At 60.8% G+C, this 22136-nt stretch carries 15 protein-coding genes and 1 pseudogene; all 16 read left to right on the top strand.

Annotation, left to right across the window (positions count from 1 at the left end):
• Nucleotides 1-15 precede the first annotated feature (15 nt).
• The 16 genes and pseudogenes from flgG (at nt 16) to pseC (ending at nt 22111) form a co-directional block, all read left to right on the top strand.
• The gene (gene flgG / locus HP062_RS12180) at nt 16-801 is read left to right on the top strand and encodes a flagellar basal-body rod protein FlgG (RefSeq protein ID WP_010457017.1); all 786 of its coding nucleotides are present in this window, start codon (nt 16-18) and stop codon (nt 799-801) included.
• Between the two features lie 51 nt (nt 802-852).
• Nucleotides 853-1548, top strand: coding sequence for a flagellar basal body L-ring protein FlgH (flgH, locus tag HP062_RS12175; protein WP_010457015.1), 696 nt, complete (start codon nt 853-855; stop codon nt 1546-1548).
• Between the two features lie 27 nt (nt 1549-1575).
• A complete protein-coding gene (locus HP062_RS12170) occupies nt 1576-2664 on the top strand; it encodes a flagellar basal body P-ring protein FlgI (RefSeq protein WP_010457013.1) in 1089 nt (362 codons plus the stop codon).
• An 11-nt stretch (nt 2665-2675) separates the two neighbouring features.
• Complete coding sequence (gene flgJ / locus HP062_RS12165) at nt 2676-3971, top strand: flagellar assembly peptidoglycan hydrolase FlgJ (RefSeq protein WP_172791455.1); 1296 nt, start codon at nt 2676-2678, stop codon at nt 3969-3971.
• A 23-nt stretch (nt 3972-3994) separates the two neighbouring features.
• Entirely contained in the window at nt 3995-6055 is a 2061-nt protein-coding gene (flgK, locus tag HP062_RS12160) for a flagellar hook-associated protein FlgK (protein ID WP_010457010.1), read from the top strand.
• A gap of 13 nt (nt 6056-6068) precedes the next feature.
• The gene (locus tag HP062_RS12155) at nt 6069-7634 is read left to right on the top strand and encodes a flagellar hook-associated protein 3 (RefSeq protein ID WP_172791454.1); all 1566 of its coding nucleotides are present in this window, start codon (nt 6069-6071) and stop codon (nt 7632-7634) included.
• A 95-nt stretch (nt 7635-7729) separates the two neighbouring features.
• Entirely contained in the window at nt 7730-11302 is a 3573-nt protein-coding gene (locus HP062_RS12150) for a glycosyltransferase (RefSeq protein ID WP_172791453.1), read from the top strand.
• 265 nt (nt 11303-11567) lie between these two features.
• Nucleotides 11568-12341 carry a glucose-1-phosphate cytidylyltransferase gene (gene rfbF / locus HP062_RS12145; RefSeq protein WP_008072576.1) on the top strand — a complete coding sequence of 258 codons (774 nt, stop codon included), beginning with the start codon at nt 11568-11570 and terminating at the stop codon, nt 12339-12341.
• Nucleotides 12323-13405 (top strand): CDP-glucose 4,6-dehydratase, encoded by a 1083-nt coding sequence (gene rfbG, locus HP062_RS12140; RefSeq protein ID WP_169856630.1) that lies wholly within the window; start codon nt 12323-12325, stop codon nt 13403-13405. Before rfbF ends, rfbG begins: the two co-directional genes overlap by 19 nt.
• Nucleotides 13402-13962, top strand: a complete 561-nt coding sequence (locus HP062_RS12135; RefSeq protein WP_172791452.1) for a dTDP-4-dehydrorhamnose 3,5-epimerase family protein — start codon at nt 13402-13404, stop codon at nt 13960-13962. Before rfbG ends, HP062_RS12135 begins: the two co-directional genes overlap by 4 nt.
• Nucleotides 13959-15185 carry a class I SAM-dependent methyltransferase gene (locus HP062_RS12130; RefSeq protein WP_083375975.1) on the top strand — a complete coding sequence of 409 codons (1227 nt, stop codon included), beginning with the start codon at nt 13959-13961 and terminating at the stop codon, nt 15183-15185. Before HP062_RS12135 ends, HP062_RS12130 begins: the two co-directional genes overlap by 4 nt.
• Entirely contained in the window at nt 15182-16039 is an 858-nt protein-coding gene (locus HP062_RS12125) for an NAD(P)-dependent oxidoreductase (protein ID WP_172791451.1), read from the top strand. Before HP062_RS12130 ends, HP062_RS12125 begins: the two co-directional genes overlap by 4 nt.
• On the top strand, nt 16029-17099 hold the full coding sequence (locus HP062_RS12120; RefSeq protein WP_083375977.1) for a class I SAM-dependent methyltransferase: 1071 nt from the start codon (nt 16029-16031) through the stop codon (nt 17097-17099). Before HP062_RS12125 ends, HP062_RS12120 begins: the two co-directional genes overlap by 11 nt.
• Before the next feature lie 17 nt (nt 17100-17116).
• A complete protein-coding gene (locus HP062_RS12115) occupies nt 17117-17854 on the top strand; it encodes a cephalosporin hydroxylase family protein (protein WP_010456998.1) in 738 nt (245 codons plus the stop codon).
• 51 nt (nt 17855-17905) lie between these two features.
• Nucleotides 17906-20838 (top strand): annotated as a pseudogene (locus HP062_RS12110) (TIGR00180 family glycosyltransferase).
• A 103-nt stretch (nt 20839-20941) separates the two neighbouring features.
• A complete protein-coding gene (pseC, locus tag HP062_RS12105; RefSeq protein WP_010456993.1) occupies nt 20942-22111 on the top strand; it encodes a UDP-4-amino-4,6-dideoxy-N-acetyl-beta-L-altrosamine transaminase in 1170 nt (389 codons plus the stop codon).
• Nucleotides 22112-22136 lie beyond the last annotated feature (25 nt).

Below are 22136 nucleotides of genomic sequence, written 5' to 3'. Positions count from 1 at the left end.
CACGAGGAGAATCGAATGCTTCCGGCTCTATGGGTTGCCAAAACAGGTCTGTCCGCCCAGGACACCAACCTGACGACCATTTCCAACAACCTGGCCAACGTGTCGACCACGGGTTTCAAACGTGACCGTGCCGAGTTCCAGGACTTGCTCTATCAGATCAAGCGCCAGCCAGGCGCCCAGTCGACCCAGGACAGCGAACTGCCGTCGGGTCTGCAAGTGGGTACCGGTGTGCGCATCGTCGGCACCCAGAAAAACTTCACCGCCGGCAGCCTGCAAACCACTGAGCAGCCGCTGGACCTGGCCGTCGATGGTCGCGGTTTCTTCCAGATCCTGCAGCCGGACGGCACCACGTCCTACACCCGTGACGGCACGTTCCACCTCGATTCCAACGGCCAGATCGTCAATGCCAGTGGCTTCGCCCTGGAGCCGGCCATCGTCATTCCGAACGACGCGCAGACCTTCACGGTCGGTCGCGACGGCACCGTGTCGGTCACCGTTCCGGGTAACCCGGCCAGCCAGGTGATCGGCAACCTGCAAACCGCCGATTTCATCAACCCGGCCGGCCTGCAAGCCGTGGGTAACAACCTGTTCCTGGAAACCGCTGCCAGCGGCGCGCCGCAAGTCGGCACCCCGGGCCTGAACGGTTTCGGTACCACGCTGCAGAACACCCTGGAAACGTCCAACGTCAGCACCGTTGAAGAGATGGTCAACATGATCACCACTCAGCGCGCTTACGAGATGAACTCCAAGGTGATCTCCACCGCCGACCAGATGCTCTCGTTCGTAACGCAGAATCTGTAATCAGTCTATGAGGCGGCCATGAGGTCGTCTGCAACACCGTGAGGTAGGGTCATGAATCGCTTTGTATCTGTTCTGGCACTGAGTGGGGTCGTCGTGCTCGCGGGCTGCGTCGCTCCGCCACCCAAGCCCAATGACCCTTACTACGCCCCGGTGTTGCCGCGCACGCCGTTGCCGGCTGCCGCCAATAACGGCTCGATCTATCAGGCCGGCTTTGAACAGAACCTGTACAGCGACCGCAAGGCGTTCCGGGTCGGTGACATCATCACCATCACCCTGAACGAACGGACCCAGGCCAGCAAGAACGCCAACTCGCAAATCGGCAAGAACAGCAAGACCGACATCGGCCTGAGCTCGTTCTTTGGCGGTGGCCTGAGCACCAGCGACCCTGTGGGCAGCGGTAGCCTGAGCCTGGACGTTGGCTACGAAGGTGATCGCGCGACCAAGGGCGACAGCAAGTCCGGGCAGAGCAACAGCCTGACCGGCTCGATCACGGTGACCGTCGCTGACGTGCTGCCCAACGGCATCATCGCCGTGCGCGGCGAGAAGTGGCTGACGCTCAACACCGGCGATGAGCTGGTGCGGATTGCCGGCATGGTGCGCGCCGATGACATCTCCACCGACAACACCGTGTCGTCGACCCGCGTCGCCGATGCACGCATCACCTACTCGGGCACCGGTGCGTTTGCCGATGCGAGTCAGCCAGGCTGGTTCGACCGTTTCTTCCTCAGCCCGCTGTTCCCTTTCTAGGTGGCCACGTTGAATCTTAAACACCTGATGGTGGCTGCCCTGATGCTCTCGGCTGCGTTCAACGCGCAAGCCGAGCGGCTGAAGGATATCGCCAGTATTTCCGGCGTGCGCTCCAACCAATTGATCGGCTACGGCCTGGTGGTCGGGCTTAACGGCACCGGCGACCAGACGACGCAAACCCCGTTCACTCTGCAGACCTTCAACAACATGCTCTCGCAGTTCGGCATCAAGGTGCCGCCGGGTTCGGGCAACGTGCAGTTGAAGAACGTCGCCGCCGTGTCGATCAGTGCTGATCTGCCGGCGTTCGCCAAGCCGGGTCAGCAGGTCGACATCACCGTTTCCTCCATCGGTAACTCCAAGAGCCTGCGCGGCGGCACCTTGCTGCTGACACCCCTCAAGGGTATCGACGGCAACGTCTACGCAATCGCCCAAGGCAACCTGGTGGTCGGCGGTTTTGATGCCGAAGGCCGCGACGGTTCGAAGATTACCGTCAACGTTCCGTCGGCCGGTCGTATCCCGGGCGGTGCCTCGGTGGAGCGTTCGGTGCCAAGCGGTTTCAACCAGGGCAACAGCCTGACCCTGAACCTCAACCGTTCGGACTTCACCACCGCCAAGCGCATCGTCGACAAGATCAACGACATGCTCGGCCCTGGCGTTGCCCAGGCCATCGACGGCGGTTCGATTCGGGTCAGCGCGCCGCTCGATCCAAGTCAGCGCGTCGACTATCTGTCGATCATCGAAAACCTTGAAGTCGACCCGGGTCAGGCGGTGGCGAAAGTCATCATCAACTCGCGCACCGGCACCATCGTGATCGGCCAGAACGTCAAGGTTTCACCGGCCGCCGTGACTCACGGCAGCCTGACGGTGACCATCACCGAAGACCCGATTGTCAGCCAGCCCGGCCCTCTGTCCAATGGCCAGACCGCCGTTGTGCCGCGCTCGCGGGTCAACGCTCAGCAAGAAGCCAAGCCGATGTTCAAGTTCGGCCCGGGCACCACCCTCGACGAAATTGTGCGTGCGGTGAACCAGGTCGGCGCGGCACCGGGTGACTTGATGGCGATCCTCGAAGCATTGAAACAGGCTGGCGCGTTGCAAGCCGACCTGATTGTGATCTGAGGACAGCGACCATGGATATGCGCAAGGGCGGCCTGGGTGTCAGCAGCAACGATTCGGGCTCCTATTCGGACTTGAATCGTTTGAACCAGCTCAAGGTCGGCGACAAGGACAGTGACGCGAACATGCGCAAAGTGGCGCAGGAATTCGAGTCGCTGTTCCTCGGTGAAATGCTCAAGTCGATGCGCTCGGCCACCGATGCGCTGGGCAAGGACAATCCGCTCAACACTCCAGCGGCCAAGCAATACCAGGAAATGTACGACCAGCAGTTGGCCGTTTCCATGTCCCGCGAGGGCGGCGGTATCGGTCTGGCGGACGTGCTGATGCGCCAGATGTCGAAGAACAAACCGCTGGCGCCGGGCGAGGCCGCAGCCGCGTCCGCCGCCAAGCAGGAAGCGGCGAAAGCGGCCGTGCCAACACCGGTTGCCGCAGGCACTGCGGCCTCAGACGGTCCGCTGTCGCGGCTCAATGGTCAGCGTCCGTTGTGGGCCTCGCGTTCGGTGAAAGCGCCAACAGGCGAGGGCACGCATCACAATGACATGGCGCTGATCAATCAGCGCCGTCTGGCTTTGCCGCCGAAACTGGCCGACCGCTTGCTCGCCGGCCTGGTGCCTTCGGCAACGACTGCCGCTACAACCCCGAACAAAGCCTTGCTGCCTGAGCGCGCCGCGACTCCGGTCGTGACCGGTGCCGGCCCGCTGTTCAATGGCGACTGGCTGCCCTCGCCAACCGATAACAAGTCGAGCGGACGTCTGCAGGTTTACGGCCGTGCGATGGCGCAGATTCCGCTGGCACCACCGAAGAAAGCCTTCAGTTCCGCCGACGAATTCGTCAACACCATGCTGCCGATGGCCAAGGAAGCCGCCGACCGTATCGGCGTCGATCCGCGTTACCTGGTGGCCCAGGCGGCCCTGGAAACCGGTTGGGGCAAATCGGTCATGCGTGCCCAGGATGGCAGCAGCAGTCACAACCTGTTTGGCATCAAGGCCAGCAGCAGTTGGAAGGGTGAATCGGCGCGAGCGATCACCAGCGAATTCAGGAATGGCGAGATGGTCAAGGAGACGGCAGAGTTCCGCTCCTACGATTCGTACAAAGACAGCTTCCATGACCTGGTGACTTTGCTGCAAACCAATAATCGCTATCAAGATGTTCTGAAGTCTGCCGATAACCCAGAACAGTTTGTACGCGAGCTGCAGAAAGCCGGGTATGCGACAGACCCGGCCTACGCAAGCAAGATTTCGCAGATAGCCAAGCAGATGACGAGTTACCAAAACTACGCTGCGGCGGGCGCTTCTACTACGCCTCTATAGGCACAAGGCATAAGGTCTGAACCATGAGTTTGCTCAATATCGGGATGTCGGGTCTGGCTGCTAGCCAATCCTCGTTGATGACTACCGGCAATAACATTGCCAACGCCGACACCGCCGGTTATTCACGCCAGCAAACCGTGCAGGGCACCAAAGCCTCGAATCAGTTCGGCAATGTCTACATCGGCACCGGTACGACCCTGGCCGATGTGCGTCGCGTCTACAACAGCTACCTCGATGCACAACTGCAGACCACCACCTCGCTCAACAGCGATGCGGCTGCGTATGCCGGGCAGATCAGCCCGCTCGACGCCTTGCTCTCGGACAGCGGCACCGGCCTCAACGGCGCCCTGACCAAGTTCTTCGCCTCGGTGCAGAACGTCAACGCCAAGCCGGGTGATGACGCGTCGCGCCAGCTTCTGCTCAGCGATGCCCAGGCCTTGAGCAATCGTTTCAACTCGATCTCCAGCCAGTTGACGCAGCAGAACGCCAACGTCAACGGCAACCTGGCGAACATGGCCGATCAGGTCAACAAACTGGCCGCCACCGTGGCGCAGTTGAACCAGAAGATTTCCGAGATTTCCAAATCCGGCGGCATGCCGAACGAGCTGCTCGATGCGCGTAACGAAACCGTGCGTCAGCTCTCCACCTTCACCGGTGCGCAGGTCATCGAGCGCGACGGTAACCTCGACGTTTATCTGGGCAGCGGCCAGCCGCTGGTCATCGGCGGCACCGCCAGCACCCTGTCTGTTGCGTCGAGCCTGAACGACCCTTCGCGCATGGGCATTCAGCTCAATCGCGCCGGCAGCACCGTTGACATCACGTCGGTGATGACCGGTGGTGAAATGGGTGGTTTGCTGCGTTATCGCAGCACCGTGCTGGACCCGGCCATGAACGAACTGGGCCGCGTGGCGCTGGTTGTCGCCGATCAGATGAACAGCCTCCAGGCTCAGGGCATCGACAAAAACGGTGCGTTCGGCTCGAACCTGTTCAACAGCATCAACAGTGCCGCGCAGATGGCCAGCCGCAGTGTTGCCACCGTCGGCAACAGTGCCGGCTCGGGTAACTTTGATGTGAGTATCGAAGACAGCGGCAAGCTGACCATCAACGACTACAAGGTCACCTTCACCAGCGGCACCAACTACACCGTGTCGCGTCTGCCAGATGGCACGTCCATGGGCGCTTTCAGCACCCTGACCACGCCGCCGCCGGTAATCGACGGTTTCTCGCTGAAGCTTTCCGGCGGCACCGCCGCGGCGGGCGACACGTTCAAGATCACGCCGACCCGCAACGCGGCGGCGAACATCAAGACCGAGATGACCGACAGCAAGCGTCTGGCCATCGCGGCACCGTTGAGCGCGTCCATCGCACCGGGCGGTAGCGGCACCTTGACGATCCCGGCCAGTGGTCAACCGACCCTGACTACGCAGTTTGATATTTATGACTCGGCGACCACTCTGGCCATTCAGAACGGGCTGCAGAATTCGACTCCGGTCAAAGTGGTTTTCGGTGCCGGCGGTGGCACCACCCAGACTTACCAATTGCTCGATGCCAAAGGCAATGCACTCAGCAGCGGCACCATTGTGCCGGGCCAGAACAATACGCTCAGCCTGAGCATTCCACTGGTCGACGCCAGCGGCGCCGCGATCATGGATCCGGGGCCACCCGCCGTGCAGCGTACGGCGACCTTTGATATGACCGTGGCCGGTTCGCCAGGTCAAGGCAGTGCAATTAACGTCACGCTCAGTCAACCGGGTACGCTGGACAACCGTAACGGTACCGCACTGGCCGGCTTGCAGACCAAGCAGACCGTGGATACCGGTTCGGCCAGTAAAGGCATTTCCCTGACCGACGCCTACGGCAAACTGGTCGAGGGCGTCGGCGCCAAGGCCGCGCAAGGCAAGCTCGACAGTGCCGCGACCACCGCTATCCTGGCCAACGCCAAGGGCGCTCGCGATTCGCTGTCGGGTGTCGACCTCGATGAGGAAACCGGCAACCTGGTCAAATATCAGCAGTACTACACCGCGTCTTCGCAGATCATCAAGGCTGCGCAGGAAATCTTCAGCACACTGATCAACAGTCTTTAAGGAGTCGTAGCCCATGCGCATTTCTACCGCCCAGTTTTACGAGTCCTCTGCTGCGAACTACCAGAAAAATTTCGCCAACGTAGTCAAAAGCAGCGAAGAGGCCAGCAGCCTGGTTCGCGTCAACACCGCCGCCGATGATCCGGTTGGCGCCTCGCGTCTGCTGCAGTTGGGTCAACAGGCGTCGATGCTTGATCAGTACAAGGCCAATACCACGACCATCAAGGCGACCCTGGGCACGACCGAAGCGGTGATGACCAGCATCAATAGCGTGCTGCAGCGCGCCAAGGAATTGGCTGTGGGCGCCGGCAACGCCGGTTACACCGATGCCGATCGCCAGGCCAACGCATCGGAGTTGGGGCAGATCGAAGAGCAGTTGCTGAGCCTGATGAATAGCAAGGACGAGAACGGCAAATACATCTTCGCCGGTTCCAAGGGCGATACAATTCCGTTCACGCGTAACAACGATGGCACCTACAGCTACAACGGCGACCAGGTGACGCTTGACCTGGCGATCGGCGACACCATGTCGATGGCCACCAACAGCACCGGTTGGGAAGCGTTCCAGCAGGCGATCAACACCAGCCGTAGCGAGGTCACCCGGACCGCGCCGGTCGTGGATGACGGCCGCGTGACCCTGTCCAACGGCCAGGTGTCGTCGAACGTCACCTACAACGCCAAATTCCGCAGCGGCGAGCCGTATACCGTGGACTTCGTCAGCGGCACCCAGCTGAAAATCACCGACTCGGGCGGTAATGACGTGACTGCCGAAGCCAGTCAGGGCGGTGCGTTCGACCCTGCCAGCAAGAACGGCCAGGCCGTCACTTTCCGTGGCGTCGAGCTGACCCTGAACATCAACCTGAGTGCCGGCGATACGGCGGCGACCGTGCTGCCTGGCCACACGTTTACCCTGGCGGCCAAGCCGGACACCTTCAGTGCAACCGGCAGCCCGGGCAACGCTTCGGCGGCGCAGGTCACCACCAGCAGCATCACCAACCCGGCGGATTACCACGCCAGTTTCCCTACCGGTTCGGCGATCCTCAAGTTCACCAGCGCCACCGCCTTCGACCTGTATGCGGCGCCTTTGACGGCCAGCAGTAAGCCTGTGTCTAGCGGAACCATGGCCGGCAGCGTCGCCACTGCATCGGGTGTGAGTTTCACGTTGAGCGGTGCGCCGGCTGCCAACGATCAGTTCAGCATCGCGGTCAACACTCACGAAACCCAGAACATCCTGGACACCGTGAGCCAACTGAAAACCGCTCTGAATACACCAACCAATGGTGACCCGATCGCTACTCAAAAGCTGCAAGCGTCACTGGCTTCCGGTATTGCCAACCTGGCCAGCGGCACCGATCAGCTGTCCAGCGCCTTGAGTTCGGTGGGTGGTCGCGGTGCTGCTCTGGAGACCCAGAACGATACCAACCAGAGCCTGACGCTGGCCAATGCCCAGACCCAATCGTCAATCCGCGATTCCGATCCGGCTGAAGTGATGACCCGTCTGACCTTGCAACAAACCATGTTGCAGGCCTCGCAACTGGCCTTCAGCAAGATCGCTCAGTTGGGCCTGTTCAACAAGGTCTGAGCCAGCGCCTGCCGAGCTGCCAACCGTCTTTTTGTAAGCGGTTCCGGGGCCTCTGCCTGAAAGGGTAGAGGCCCGCCGCTCGAGAGTTTCCTGCCGTGAATCAACGCCCCCTCGTCAGTATCGTCATCCCAGCCTTCAACCCGCGCTTCTTCAGTCAGGCATTGGAAAGTGCGCTCGCCCAGACCTACGAGCACATCGAGATCGTCATTTGTGACGATTCGTCCGGCGACGATATCCGCGACATTGTCGAGGCCTTCATCGAGCCGGCTCACCCGGTTCGCTACTTGCGTAATCCGCAGCGTCTGGGCTTGCAGAAGAACGTATTGCGTTGCGTCGAAGAAGCCCGTGGCGAATTCATCAAAGTGCTGTGCGATGACGACCGTCTGTTTTCACCCAGCGTAGCCTTGCAGGCGCAGGTGTTGATCGACCACGCGGACGTTAATGTGGTCTTTGCCCTGCGGATGCTCAGCGACGCCGGCAATTTCATCCTGCCGCCACGGGTCGACAATTGCCGGTTCTCACCGAACGACGCCTTGCTCAAGGGCGATGACATGCTGGCGATCTTCGAAGGTACGCCGAAGAATTTCCTCGGCAACTTCAGTTCGACCCTGATGCGTCGCGTCGATGTACTGGAGCTGTTGCCGGCGCTGATTCAGGAAGGCGCCGGTTTCGTCGCCATGCTCGATTTCGCCTTGTTCGTGTGCTTGATGCGTCGCGGCAATCTGGTGTCGCTGAGCACTGTGCTGAGTACCGAACGTTTGTACCCGGAGCGTCTGAGCAAAACCCCGGAAATGGTCAAGGCCGCAGCGGTGGAGTGGAGCTGGCTTTCGCAGATGCTCGCGGCACGCAGCGGTGAATCGGCACCGGCATCGGGTTGGGTGCGCTACATCGAGCTGACTAAAATCACCGACCAGCCCCACGCCTGGGAAGAATTGTGCGTGGTGCGCATTTTGGGCAACCGCAACACAGTGGTGAATGGTCGGGTGGGCGGGGAGAGCGAAAGCTACGCCGATTTCTATCGCGAATGGCTGGCGATCCGCAGGTTCTCCGATGTCGAGCAGCAGCTCATGCCGCAACGCCTCGACAGCTGGGCATTCCGTCCGCAGATCGTGCCGATTGTGATCGACAGCGGCGCTGACAGTGCAGCGCTGAACACTACGCTGCAAAGCATCAGCCGACAGCTTTACACGCCGCAGGCGGTGGTGGTGCTTTCTGATGCCTTGTGCGCGACCGACGATCGTGTGGTGCAGTTGCCGTTCCAGGCGGATTGGGCGCAACAACTCAATGCGGTGGTGCCGCAGCTGGAAGGCGCTCACTGGTTTTATCTGCTGCATGCTGGCGACACTTTGCGCGAGTCGGCCCTGCTGATCCTGGCTGAACGCATTGCGGGTTCGGCGGGCATTCTCTGTGCCTACAGCGATGAGGGCGCGCTGGTCGATGGCGAGTCGATCGACCCGGTGTTCAAACCCGATTTCAATCTCGATCTGATGCGTGCTTATCCCTACGTCGGCCGAACCCTGGCCTTCGAGCGGCAGCGCTTCATGACGCTGGGCGGCTTCGATTCGGCTCACGGTGAGCTGGCGCCGCACGATTTGTTATGGCGTCTGGTGGAAGAGGCCGGGCCGCAAACCATTGAGCACATCGCCGAAATCCAGATTGAGTCGAGTCAGTCTTTCGCCGCCTGGCTGTCGTTGCCGGAGGTGATCGAGAACAACGCCGGGATGGTCAGCGCACACCTGGAACGTATTGGTGTGGCGCACTCGATCCGGCAGGAAGAGTTGCCGTTGATCAACCGCATCGACTACCTCCATGGGGCGCGCCCTTTGGTGTCGATCATCATCCAGACCGGCGATTCGCTGTACGCGTTGCAGCGGTGCATCGAAGGCCTGATCGAGCGCACGGCTTACGGCCAATACGAAATCCTGATCGTCGACAGCGGCACGGACGACCCGGCGATGCTCGACTGGCTGGAGGCGATGGCGCAGCTGGGCGCCGCAATGCTGCGAGTATTGCGTTACGCCGGTGATGCCAACGACGCGGCGATCCGTAACTTTGCCGCGAGCCTGGCGCATGGCGAATATTTGCTGCTGCTCAGCGCGCAGACAGTGATCTGCGACAGCGACTGGCTGGATGAAATGCTCAATCACGCCCAGCGCCCCGAAGTGGGTGTGGTCGGTGCTCGTATCCTCAGCCCCGAGGGCTCGATCGTCAGTGCCGGGTTGATTCTTGGCCTGGCCGGGCCGGTCGGTTCGCCATTTTATGGCGAAGCGGCCGGTTCTCGCGGCTACATGCAGCGATTACACGTAACCCAGAACTGGAGTGCGGTGAGCAATCTCTGCCTGATGGTGCGCAAGCAAGTGTTTGATGAACTCGAGCAATTCGATGAGGTGACTTTCACCCAGGGCCTCAGCGACGTCGACTTGTGTTTGCGGGCAGGCAACGATGGTTATCTGGTGGTCTGGACGCCTTACGCCAGCGTGGTATGGGTGCAGCAAGAGGTGTCGCCGGCAGGGCTTTCGACACTGGCACTGCGCGAGCGTGAACAGGAGGATTTCTATCGCAAATGGCTGCCGAAGATCGCCAAGGATCCGGCCTACAGCCCGGCGCTGAGCCTTGGGATTTCCAGCTTCAGTCTGGAGCCGTCACTGCGCAATAACTGGAACCCGTTCTGCACCCGTGCCTTGCCGTTGATTCTCGGTCTGCCGGTTAACAGCACCGCCGTTGGCCATTACCGGGTAACCGCGCCACTGGCTGAGCTCGAAGCAGCCGGTCGGGTGATCGCGCGGGTGGCCTATGAGTCGCCGTCGACCGTGGAGATCGAGCGTCTGTCACCAGACACGATCATTCTGCAAGGGCGTTACAGCGAAGGCGCTGCGGGTGACATTCTGCGGATGAAAAAGTACTCCAGTGCGCTACGAATTTTCGAACTCGACGACTACATCGTCAGTGCGCCGAAGAAAAACACCCACGCCCGCAACAAACCGGTCAATACCGAGCAGCTGTTGCGCGAAGGCATTGGCCTGTGCGATCGCGTAGTGGTCACCACTCAGCCGCTGGCCGATGCCTTGTCGAGCATGCACAGCGAAATCCGCGTAGTACCGAACATGCTATCGCCGGCCCCATGGGCGACGCTGACCAGCCATCGGCGCACCTCCAGCAAGCCGCGAGTCGGTTGGGGCGGCGGCACCAGCCACACCGGTGACCTGGAGATCATTGCCGAGGTTGTGCGCGAACTGGCGGACCAAGTCGAGTGGGTGTTCTTCGGCATGTGCCCTGATGCCTTGCGTCCGTATGTCCACGAGTTTCACTCCACCATCGGCTTGCAGAGCTACCCGTTCAAACTGGCCAGCCTGAACCTCGACCTGGCGCTGGCACCGCTGGAATTCCATATCTTCAACGACTGCAAAAGCAACCTGCGCTTGCTGGAGTACGGCGCCTGTGGATACCCGGTGATCTGCACCGACACCGAGGCCTATCGCGGCCATCTGCCGTGTACCAGGGTCTATAGCAACAGCACGGACGAATGGCTGCAGGCGATCCGCATGCACCTGGTCGACCCGGACGCCAGCTACCGTATGGGCGATGAATTGCGTGAAGCGGTTCACCGCGATTTCATGCTGCGGGGCGACAACCTCAATCACTGGTTGTGGGGTTGGTTGCCTGACTGATCCCGTGATTACCCTCTAAACGTCAAAAGATCGCAGCCTTGGGCCGCTACAGGGATGTATTGATACCTGCAGCAGTTGTCCAAGGCTGCGATCTTTTTTGTCCTGCGCAATTGGCTCACTTCCTGCAAGTCCCCCGTATATCGCCATAAAACCTTCACCCCAATGGGTGTGAACGGCTCAATGGCTGCGGGTAAATGATGTGCATCTGACGGTCCGCCCACCCTCGCGAGGGTGCCCAGGCCGCGCGAAGAGCAAGAGGACAGCGATGAAGGCAGTAATTCTGGCAGGTGGTCTCGGTACGCGGATCAGCGAAGAGTCGCACCTCAAGCCAAAGCCGATGATCGAGATCGGCGGCAAGCCAATTCTTTGGCACATCATGAAACAGTACTCCGCCCACGGAATTCATGACTTCGTGATCTGCCTTGGCTACAAGGGCTATGCGATCAAGGACTTCTTCGCCAACTACTTCTTGCACACTTCCGACGTCACTTTCGACATGCGCAACAACCGCATGGACGTGCACCAGAACTACAGCGAGCCGTGGAGCGTCACCCTCATCGACACCGGTGAAGAAACCATGACTGGTGGCCGCTTGCTGCGCGCCGGCCGTTACCTCAAGGATGAAGAAGCCTTCTGCTTTACCTACGGCGACGGCGTCTCCGATATCAATATCCGTCAACTGGTGGACTACCACAGCGCCCACGGTCGCCTGGCGACCGTCACTGCCGTACAACCGCCGGGCCGTTACGGTGCCCTGGAGCGTCACGGCGATCAGGTGCTCGGTTTCACCGAGAAGCCCCGTGGCGACGGTGGCTGGATCAATGGCGGCTTCTTTGTGCTTTCACCGAAAGTGCTGTCGTACATCGGCGGTGACGAGACCACCTGGGAAGCCGAGCCCTTGGCCCGTCTGGCCCAGGATGAACAGTTGAAGGCCTTCGAGCACGAAGGTTTCTGGCATCCGATGGACACCCTGCGTGACAAGAACCACCTCGAAGCGTTGTGGCAGAGCGGGGAGGCCCCATGGAAACAATGGGACTGAGTCCGGAGTTCTGGCGCGGCAAGCGGGTCCTGCTGACCGGCCACACCGGTTTCAAAGGCAGTTGGCTGACGTTGTGGCTGCAAAGCCTGGGGGCCGAGGTCAGCGGTTTTTCGCTGGACCCGTCGACCGAGCCGAGCCTGTTCGAGCTGGCGCGGGTGCACGAAGGCATCAACGATCAGCGCGGCGACCTGCGTGACCTCGGCGCGCTGCTGGAGCTGATCGCCGAAACCCAACCGGAAATCGTCCTGCACCTGGCAGCCCAGCCGCTGGTGCGCGAGGGTTATCGCGACCCGCTGGGGACATACTCCAGCAACGTCATGGGCACCCTCAATTTGCTCGAAGCGATCCGCCAGGTCGGCGGCGTGCGCGCCTGTGTGCTGGTGACGACCGACAAGGTCTACGCCAATCAGGAATGGCTGTGGCCGTACCGCGAAAACGAAGCCCTCGGCGGACACGATCCCTACAGCAGCAGCAAAGCCTGCTGCGAGTTGCTGGCGCAGTCTTACGCGGCGTCGTTCTTCCCGGCCGACAAACATGCCGAACACGGTCTGGCCCTGGCCACTGCGCGTGCCGGCAATGTGTTGGGCGGTGGTGATTTTGCACCAGAGCGTTTGATCCCCGATGTGCTTAAAGCCTGGTCCGCCGACGAACCGGTGACCCTGCGTTACCCACAAGCCGTACGCCCGTGGCAGCACGCGCTGGAGCCGTTGGCCGGTTACCTGCAACTGGCCGCCGGGCTCTATGAAAAAGGCCCGGCATTTGCCGGTGCCTGGAACTTCGGCCCAAGCGAAGCTGATATGTGCAGCGTCGGCGAAGTTGTCGAACTGCTCGCCAGCCGCTGGCCGCAAGCCCGTGGCCTGCGCATCGAACCAAGTGATTTGCATGAGGCCGGTCTGCTGCGTCTGGACAGCAGCCGCGCCCGTCAACTCTTGGCGTGGCAGCCACGCTGGTCATTGCAGCAGTGCCTGACCCAGACCCTCGACTGGCACCTGGCGTGGCGGAACGGTGACGACATGCGCGCCATCACGCTGAGCCAGTTGAACCTGTACCGAGGCGCGCTGTGAGCGAGTTTCTGTTGCAGCCATTGCCGCTCGCCGGACTGTTTAGCGTTCAGCACAAACGCTTCGAAGATGAGCGCGGGCACTTTGCACGGCTGTTTTGTGAAGGCAGCCTGAGTGCATTCGGTGAGCCGTTTCATATCCGCCAGATCAACCATTCCTGCAACCGCGAACGCGGCAGTGTGCGCGGTCTGCATTACCAGAACGCCAGCGCGCCGGAAGCCAAAATGATCACTTGCCTGCGCGGTGAAGTCTGGGACGTCGCGGTGGATCTTCGCCCCGACTCCGACACCTTTCTGCACTGGCACGCCGAACACCTGCGGGCTGGCGACGGTCGCAGCCTGTTGATCCCGGCCGGGTTCGCCCATGGCTTCCAGACCCTGACCGACGACGCTGAATTGCTCTACCTGCACAGCGCGGATTACACGCCGGTGCACGAGGGTGGTTTGAGCGTGAACGATCCACGGCTGGCGATTGCCTGGCCGTTGCCTGTCAATAATCTGTCGGCACGGGATTCCAGCCATCCTTTGCTTGATGAACACTTCGCTGGAGTACGTGTATGAACTGCCGTGGTTGCGGGACTTCTCTGGCCTTGCCGCTGATCGATCTCGGCACCTCGCCGCCGTCCAACGCGTATGTGCGCGCCGATCAGCTGGAACAAGCCGAGCAATGGGTACCGCTGAAAGTGGCGGTGTGTCAGCAATGCTGGCTGGTGCAGACCGAGGATTACACCAGCGCCGACAGCCTGTTCGACGCCGAGTATGCGTATTTCAGTTCGTTCTCCAGCACCTGGCTGGCCCATGCCGACAAATACGTCGCCGAAATGGTCGAGCGTTTCGGCCTCACCGCCGACAGCCGCGTGGTGGAAATTGCGGCCAATGACGGTTACCTGTTGCAGTACGTGGCCGGGCGCGGCATCCCATGCCTGGGCGTCGAGCCGACCCGCAGCACCGCACAAGCGGCGCGGGAAAAAGGTCTGGAGATCCGAGAGCTGTTCTTCGGCCGCGACACGGCATCACAACTGATCGCCGACGGTTGGTCCGCCGACCTGATGGCGGCCAATAACGTGCTGGCCCACGTGCCCGACATCAATGATTTCCTCGGCGGTTTCGCGACATTGCTCAAGCCGACCGGCGTGGCGACGTTCGAGTTTCCGCAGTTGCTGACCCTGATGGCCGGGCAGCAGTTCGATACGCTGTATCACGAGCACTATTCCTATCTGTCGCTGACCGCTGTCCAGACCCTGTGCGCGCGCAACGGTCTGGAAGTGTTCGACGTCAGCCAGCTGTCGACCCATGGCGGATCGCTGCGGGTCTTTGTCCAGCGCGCCGATGGTGTGCGCCGCGAGGTGCAGCCAGCGGTGGCTCAGCAGCTGCAAGCCGAACTCGCCGCCGGGGTGAAAACGCCCGAGTACTACGCGACCCTCGCGCCCGCTGCCGAACGCATCAAGCACGAACTGCTGCGTTTCCTGTTGCAGGCCAAGGCCGATGGCAAGCGCGTGGTCGGTTACGGCGCGGCGGCCAAGGGCAACACCTTGCTCAACTACGCCGGGGTCAAGCCGGACCTGCTGGCCTGGGTGGCCGACGCCAATCCTCACAAACAGGGCAAGTACCTGCCGGGCAGTCGCATTCCGATTGTTTCGCCCGCGCAGATCGATCTGGAAAAGCCGGATTACGTCCTGGTGCTGCCGTGGAACTTGCTGCACGAAGTCAGTCAGCAACTGGCCCAGGTGCGCGAGTGGGATGGCCGCTTCGTCATCGCCGTGCCTGAGTTGACCGTCCTGTGAAAGTCCTGGTCACCGGGGCGACCGGGTTCGTCGGCAGGCATCTGGTCGAGGCCTTGCTCGCCCGTGGCTGCGAAGTCCGCGCCGTGGCGCGTAACGCCGAGACCGCCGCGAACTTGCCGTGGATCAAGGCCGTGGAATTCGTTGCGGCGGATATTCACGCCGCCGACCTCGACATTGCCGCGCTGACCGATGGCATCGATGCCTTGGCGCACCTGGCCTGGCCAGGGTTGCCGAACTATCAGGCGCTGTTTCACTTCGAGCACAACCTGATGGCCGACTATCGGTTCATCAAGGGCGCGGTGGAGGCGGGCGTCTCGCAAGTGCTGGTCACCGGCACCTGTTTTGAATACGGCCTGCAGAGCGGACCGCTCAGCGAGCAGACCGCGCCTCTGCCGAGTAATCCTTACGGCCTGGCCAAGAACACCTTGCGCCTGTTCCTTGAGAATCTGCAGCGGGTTCAACCGTTCACCCTGCAATGGGCGCGGCTGTTTTACCTGTACGGCGAGGGGCAAAACCCGAACAGTTTGCTGGCGGCGCTGGACCGGGCCATCGATGCCGGCGATGCCAGTTTCAACATGTCGGCCGGCGAGCAGCTGCGCGATTACCTGGCCATCGACACGGCCGCCGGCTACCTCGCCGCCATCGTGCAACAGCGTGAATTCGACGGCGTGATCAATTGTTCCAGCGGCCAACCGGTTTCGGTTCGGGCGCTGGTCGAGCAGCGCCTGCGCGAGCGTGGCGCGGCGATCCGCCTGAACCTCGGTCACTACCCATACCCGACCCACGAACCGATGGCGTTCTGGGGCGTGGCGGACCGTTTGCAACAGCTACTGGGAGCAGAGCATGAGGCATGAGTTGTATCGGGTCGCCGACCTGCCGGTGTTGCAGAACCGCACCTTTGCCGACCCTGCGTCGGCGAAAGCGTCGGCGTGCGCCGACATGGTCTTGGTGCAGGACGAAAAGAGCGGGTTGATCTTCAACCAGGCCTTCAATGCCGACAAGCTCAGCTACGACGCTGACTACCAGAACGAACAGGCGCACTCGGGCCAGTTCCAGAAGCACTTGAGCGATGTCGAAGGCATCATTGCCCGTCACTTCAAGGGTCAGGAACTGATCGAAGTCGGCTGCGGCAAAGGCTACTTTCTCGAGTTGCTGAAAAGCCTGGGCTACGCCATCACCGGCATTGACCCGGCCTACGAAGGCAACAACGCTGACGTGATCAAGGCGCCGTTCACCCGCGGCCTGGGGCTGGCGGCGGACGCCATTGTGCTGCGCCATGTGCTGGAACACATTCAGGACCCGGTGAGTTTCCTCGCCGAAATGGCCGACGCCAATCAGGGCGGGCAGATCTACATCGAAGTGCCGTGCTTCGACTGGATCCTCGAGCACCGTGCCTGGTTCGACCTGTTCTACGAGCACGTCAATTATTTCCGCCTCGACGACCTGCGCCGGATGTTCGGCACGGTGCACGAGGCCGGTCACCTGTTCGGTGGCCAATACCTGTACATCGTCGCCGACCTGTCGACGTTGCGCCTGACCCCGGATCAACCGGTGTCGCGCCTGACGCTGCCCGAAGATTTCACCACCAGCCTCGACCGAGCCGTGCAGATCATTCAGGCCGCGCCCGAGCAGGGTTCGGCGATCTGGGGCGCGTCGTCCAAAGGCGTGATCTATTCGCTGTTCCTGCAACGGGCCGGCGTGGCGGTGGATCGTGTGGTGGATATCAACCCGGCCAAACAAGGCCGATATCTGCCCCTGAGTGGCGTGCGGGTGTCCTCGCCACAAGAGGCCATGGATGCGTTGCCCGAAGGCGCCAACCTGTTTGTGATGAACTCCAACTACCTCGAAGAAATCAAGCGGATGACCGATGGACGCTACGTCTATCACGCCGTCGACAGCGCTTCGTTCCAGTGACCATTGAGAATTTTGAAATGACCGACAACAGCATCAATAAAGCCTTCGAAGCCGAATGCCGGGAACAGATCGCCCAGCAAGGTGATGACCAGAAACTCACCGGCCTGGCCCGGGACTTCTTCAACGAATCGGCCAAGCACAAATACAGCTACCACTTCTCGTGGATGGGCCGTCCGATCATCCAGCTGCCGCAAGACATGATGGCCATGCAAGAGATCATCTGGCAGGTCAAACCGGATCTGGTCATCGAGTGCGGCATCGCCCATGGCGGTTCGATCATCTACTACGCATCGTTGCTTGAGCTGCAAGGCCACGGCGAAGTGCTGGGTATTGACCTCGACATCCGTCCGCACAACCGCGAAGCCATCGAAAGCCACCCGATGAGCAAGCGCATCAAGATGATCGAAGGTTCGAGCATTGATCCTGCAATCGCTGCACAAGTGCGCGCCGCGGCCGAAGGCAAGAAAGTCATTCTGGTGCTGGACTCTAACCACACTCACGATCACGTGCTCGAAGAGCTGCGTCTTTACGCGCCGTTGGTCTCGGTGGACAGCTACTGCGTGGTGATGGACACCGTAGTTGAAGACATGCCGGCGGACTTCTTCCCGGATCGTCCTTGGGGCCCGGGCGATAACCCGAAAACCGCAGTGTGGAAGTACCTGGAAGAAAACAAGGACTTCGAGATCGACCAGCAGATGCAAAACAAACTGCTGATCACCGTGGCGCCAGACGGCTATCTGCGTCGCGTTCGTTAATCAAAAGTGGTTTCAGGTTCTTGGCGATTGGCCGGTTGTGGGGATAGGAAGATGCAGGTTCAAAACAGTGCTCAAAACAACGTTGCACCGCTGAACGAGCGGTTTACGGTGGTGGTGATTTCTCACAACCGGAACGCGTTCCTGCGGCGCACTTTGCAGTACTACAGCAGCTATCCCTGCACGGTTCTGGTTCTGGACTCCTCTGCTGAGGGTGACGAGAACATGGCCCGGGACTTCCCGTCGGTCGACTATCGCCACTTGCCGCAATACACCTACAAGGGGCTGCAGGAAAAACTCACCTACGGCGTCAATCAGGTCACCACGCCTTACATGGTGTTTGCTGCCGATGACGACTTCCTGCTGCACCGCGCACTGACCGAGTCGGTGGAGTTTCTCGAAGCCAACCCCGACTACGGCCTGTGCCACGGCTACGGGATCATGTACCTGACCCGCGCCACTGAAGTGAACTACTTCCGCCGCGACCGCAAGGTTCATGAGGATTACAACTCGGAGCAGGCTGAAGACCGTGTCGTGCGGTTCATGGATAATTTCCTGCCGCCGTTCTATGCGGTCACCCGTACCGATCTGCTGCAACAGTGGTACAGCCTGCTGCCACCGGGCACCGGTTTCGAATGGCAGGAGATCGGCCACACCTTCTACCTGCTGGCCTGTGCGAAGGCACGGATCCTGCCGATTCCGTTCGCCGTGCGGGAAATGAACTATGGCGCCTCGGACCACAACACCAACGTGTTGACGGTGCTGACCTTCAAAGACGCCAAAAGCGTTGCCGAGCGCGAGCAGTTTGCCGAATTCCTGGCCTCGATCCCGACGCCACTCAGCGCCAAGGGGGCGGTCCAGGCCAAGCAGATCGCCCTGGACAGTTTTACCGCCATGGCCGATTGCCTGATCGAAGGTCGCTCGCTCAAAGGCACCATGATTATTCGCTCGGCCTGGCGCGAGGCGGGGGAAGAGCCGATTCGTTCGTTCGGCCCCGAGCAATTCGTCGAAATGCCGTTCTACAATAAACCGGTGTTCGACCTGCTGACCGAGTTCGAATTCCTGCTGCATGCCATGCCTGCCGGACGCCTGCAACTTCAGGAACTGGAAGGCATCCTGCTCAAGCAGCATGAGTTGATGCAAATTCACCCCAATGACACTGACCGCACTGTGCGTAGCCGGTTGTGGGAGGCCTTGAGCCTGAACGTGTTCAACCGGGCGGTGGTCGAGCGCCTGGCGGAGTCGTTAAAGGACAGCGAAGAGCCGGAAGAAGGCCTCAAGCTGCAAGCCTGGGCCGAGCGACTGAACGCTTTACCGGGTCAGCAAGACCGCCGATTGTTCGAGAACATGCCGTCCGGCCGGTTGCTGAACTGGCTCGAAGCGCGTAACCCGGATGCCGCGCAGCTCAAGGCAATCGCCGCACAGTTGACCAGGCACAATGGCGGTCCTCAGTTCGGCATTCTGTTGCTGGATCTGGACGCCGACATGGTCAAGTTGCAGGCGACCTTCGATAGCTTGGTCGCTGGTCACTGCAGGGCGTTCAACCTGGTGGTGTTCACCACCGGTGATTTACCGGCGACCACGACCGTGCGCGACACCGTGCACTTCGTCAAAGTCAGCACAACCAATTATGTGGAGCGCATCAACCAGATCGTCGCCCAGTCCACCGCCGATTGGCTGTTGCTGGCCGAGGCCGGAGATCAGTTCACTGCCAGCGGTTTGCTGCGCGCCAGCCTTGAGCTGGCCGGTGCCGAGGGTGTGCGTGCGGTGGCGATGGATGAGCTTCAGCGTCAGGCCAACGGCGCTCTGGCGGATGTATTCCGTCCCGGGGTCAACCTCGACCTGCTGCAAACCGTGCCGTCGTTGATGGCGCGCCACTGGTTGATCCAGCGTGATGTGTTGGCTCAGGCCAAAGGTTTCTCGACCGAGTCCCCCAGGCTCTGGAGTTCGATCTGTTGCTGCGCCTGATCGAGGACGGTGGCCTGGCAGGGCTGGCGCATCTGGCCGAACCCTTGCTGATTTGCAATGCCCCGGTAGAAGAATCCAGCGCTCAGGAACGTCAGGTGCTGACCCGCTCTCTGGCGGCGCGCGGTTATCGCGCTCAGGTCAGCTCGGCACTGCCGCTGACGTACCAGATCGACTATCAACACGCTGAACGGCCGCTGGTGTCGATCATCCTCCAGAGCCAGGACAACCTTGAGTCGCTGCAGCGGGCGCTGGTCAGTGTGCTGCAACGTACCCGTTATCAGCGTCACGAAGTGCTGATTGCTGACAACCACAGCCAATCCGAAGAACTCGCAACCTGGCTGGGCAGCCTGGAAGGCAAGGGCGATCGCCTTCGTGTACTGCGCAGCGGTCAGCGCCTGAGCGCCTCGGCGCTGAACAATTTTGCCTGTGGCGAGGCCAAGGGGAACTACCTGGTATTGCTGTCGGCAGAATCCGAAGTGGTCAATGCCAATTGGCTCGACGCCATGCTCAACCAGGCCCAGCGTCCGGAAGTCGGCATCGTTGGCGCCAAACTGATGGACATTCGTGGCGTCACCACGCAGGCCGGTCTGGTCCTGGGTTTGAATGGCGATATCGGCTCGGTCTTTGTCGATGAACGTAAGGACGCCAAGGGCTACATGAACGGCCATCAGGTCGAGCAGAACTACTCGGCAGTGTCCGGTGCCTGTCTGATGATTCGCAAGGACGTGTTCGAAGCGGTAGGTGGTCTGGACGAGGAGCATTTCGACGAAGCGTTTGGCGATATCGACCTGTGCCTGAAAGTCGCCGATGCCGGTTACCTGACTGTCTGGACACCACAAGCGCAACTGTTGCATCCGGGCGTGCTGCCTGAGGCAACCCAGGCTCGCGCCGCTCTGCGCGACAAGTGGCAATCGCGCTTCGAACAGGATTCAGCCTACAACCAGAACCTGGCCTTGACCGGCAAGGGCTTTACCCTCGGCGATGCTTCCAGCGTGAATTGGACGCAGTTGCTCGCATAAGCTACCTGATCAGCAAAAGGACTCAGCACATGTGCAACGGCAAAATGAAGTTCAAGGACGCTTGTGGCCGCCTGCTGGTTGGGCAGTGTGTTGAGTCACGGTCATGATGCCGTACCGGATTCCCTACGGCCGACAAAACATTGATCAGTCAGACATCGACGCTGTCATTGAGGTACTCAACTCGCCCTGGCTGACTCAGGGGCCGACGATCGAGCGCTTTGAAAAAGCCCTGGCCGAACACTGCCAGGCTGAATATGCGGTAGCCGTGTGCAATGCCACGGCGGCGTTGCACATTGCCTGTCGGGTCGCAGGGCTTGGTCCGGGCGATTACCTCTGGACCAGTCCCAACACGTTTGTCGCTTCGGCCAACTGCGGTCGATACTGCGGCGCCGACGTCGATTTCGTCGACATCGACCCGCACACCTTGAACCTGGATGCACGGTTACTCGCAGAGAAACTGGAGATCGCCGAAGCGGCCGGGAAGTTGCCCAAAGTGGTGGTGGCGGTCGCGTTCGCGGGGCAGAGTTGCGATATGCGCGCGATCTCGCAGTTGTCCGAACGCTATGGCTTCACCTTGATCGAGGATGCTTCCCATGCGGTGGGCGCTTCGTATCTGGGGCGGCCGGTGGGGTGTGGCCAATACGCGGCGATGACAATTTTCAGCTTTCACCCGGTGAAGATCATCACCAGCGCCGAAGGTGGCATGGTGCTGACCAATCGCCCGGAATTCGCCGACCGTTTGCGCCGTTTGCGCAGTCACGGTATTACCGGTGATCCGGCTCAGATGAGCGTGCCGGACACAGGGTTGTGGTACTACCAGCAATTGGAGCTTGGCTTCAATTACCGCATGACCGACTTGCATGCCGCCTTGGGCCTGTCGCAAATGGCGCGGCTTGATGCGTTTGTCGCCCGACGTCGTCAATTGGCCGCGCGTTATGAAACACTGCTGGCGGGTATTGCGGTGACATTGCCGGCCGTTCAGTCAGGTGCCGAATCGGCCTGGCACCTGTACGTTGTCCGGTTGCAGCTGGAACAGATCAAACTCAGCCAGACTCAGGTGTTCGAAGCGTTACGGGCTGCCGGGCTGGGGGTGAACCTGCATTACATTCCAGTGCATTTGCAGCCGTATTACCGTGAGCAGGGTTTCAAGGACGGCGACTTCCCTGAGGCCGAACGTTATTTTTCCGAAGCCATCAGCTTGCCGTTGTACCCGGATCTGACGGATGAGGAGCAGGATGAAGTGGTGGGGCATTTGAGGCGAATTCTGGGTTGAACATCATGATGTATCGTCGGGCGGC

Origin of the sequence: Pseudomonas sp. B14-6, from assembly GCF_013260315.1 — a bacterium.
In the GTDB taxonomy this organism is placed as follows: Bacteria; Pseudomonadota; Gammaproteobacteria; order Pseudomonadales; family Pseudomonadaceae; genus Aquipseudomonas; species Aquipseudomonas mandelii.
Note: the sequence above shows the minus strand (reverse complement) of the source record. Positions and strands in the feature narration are given on the sequence as shown.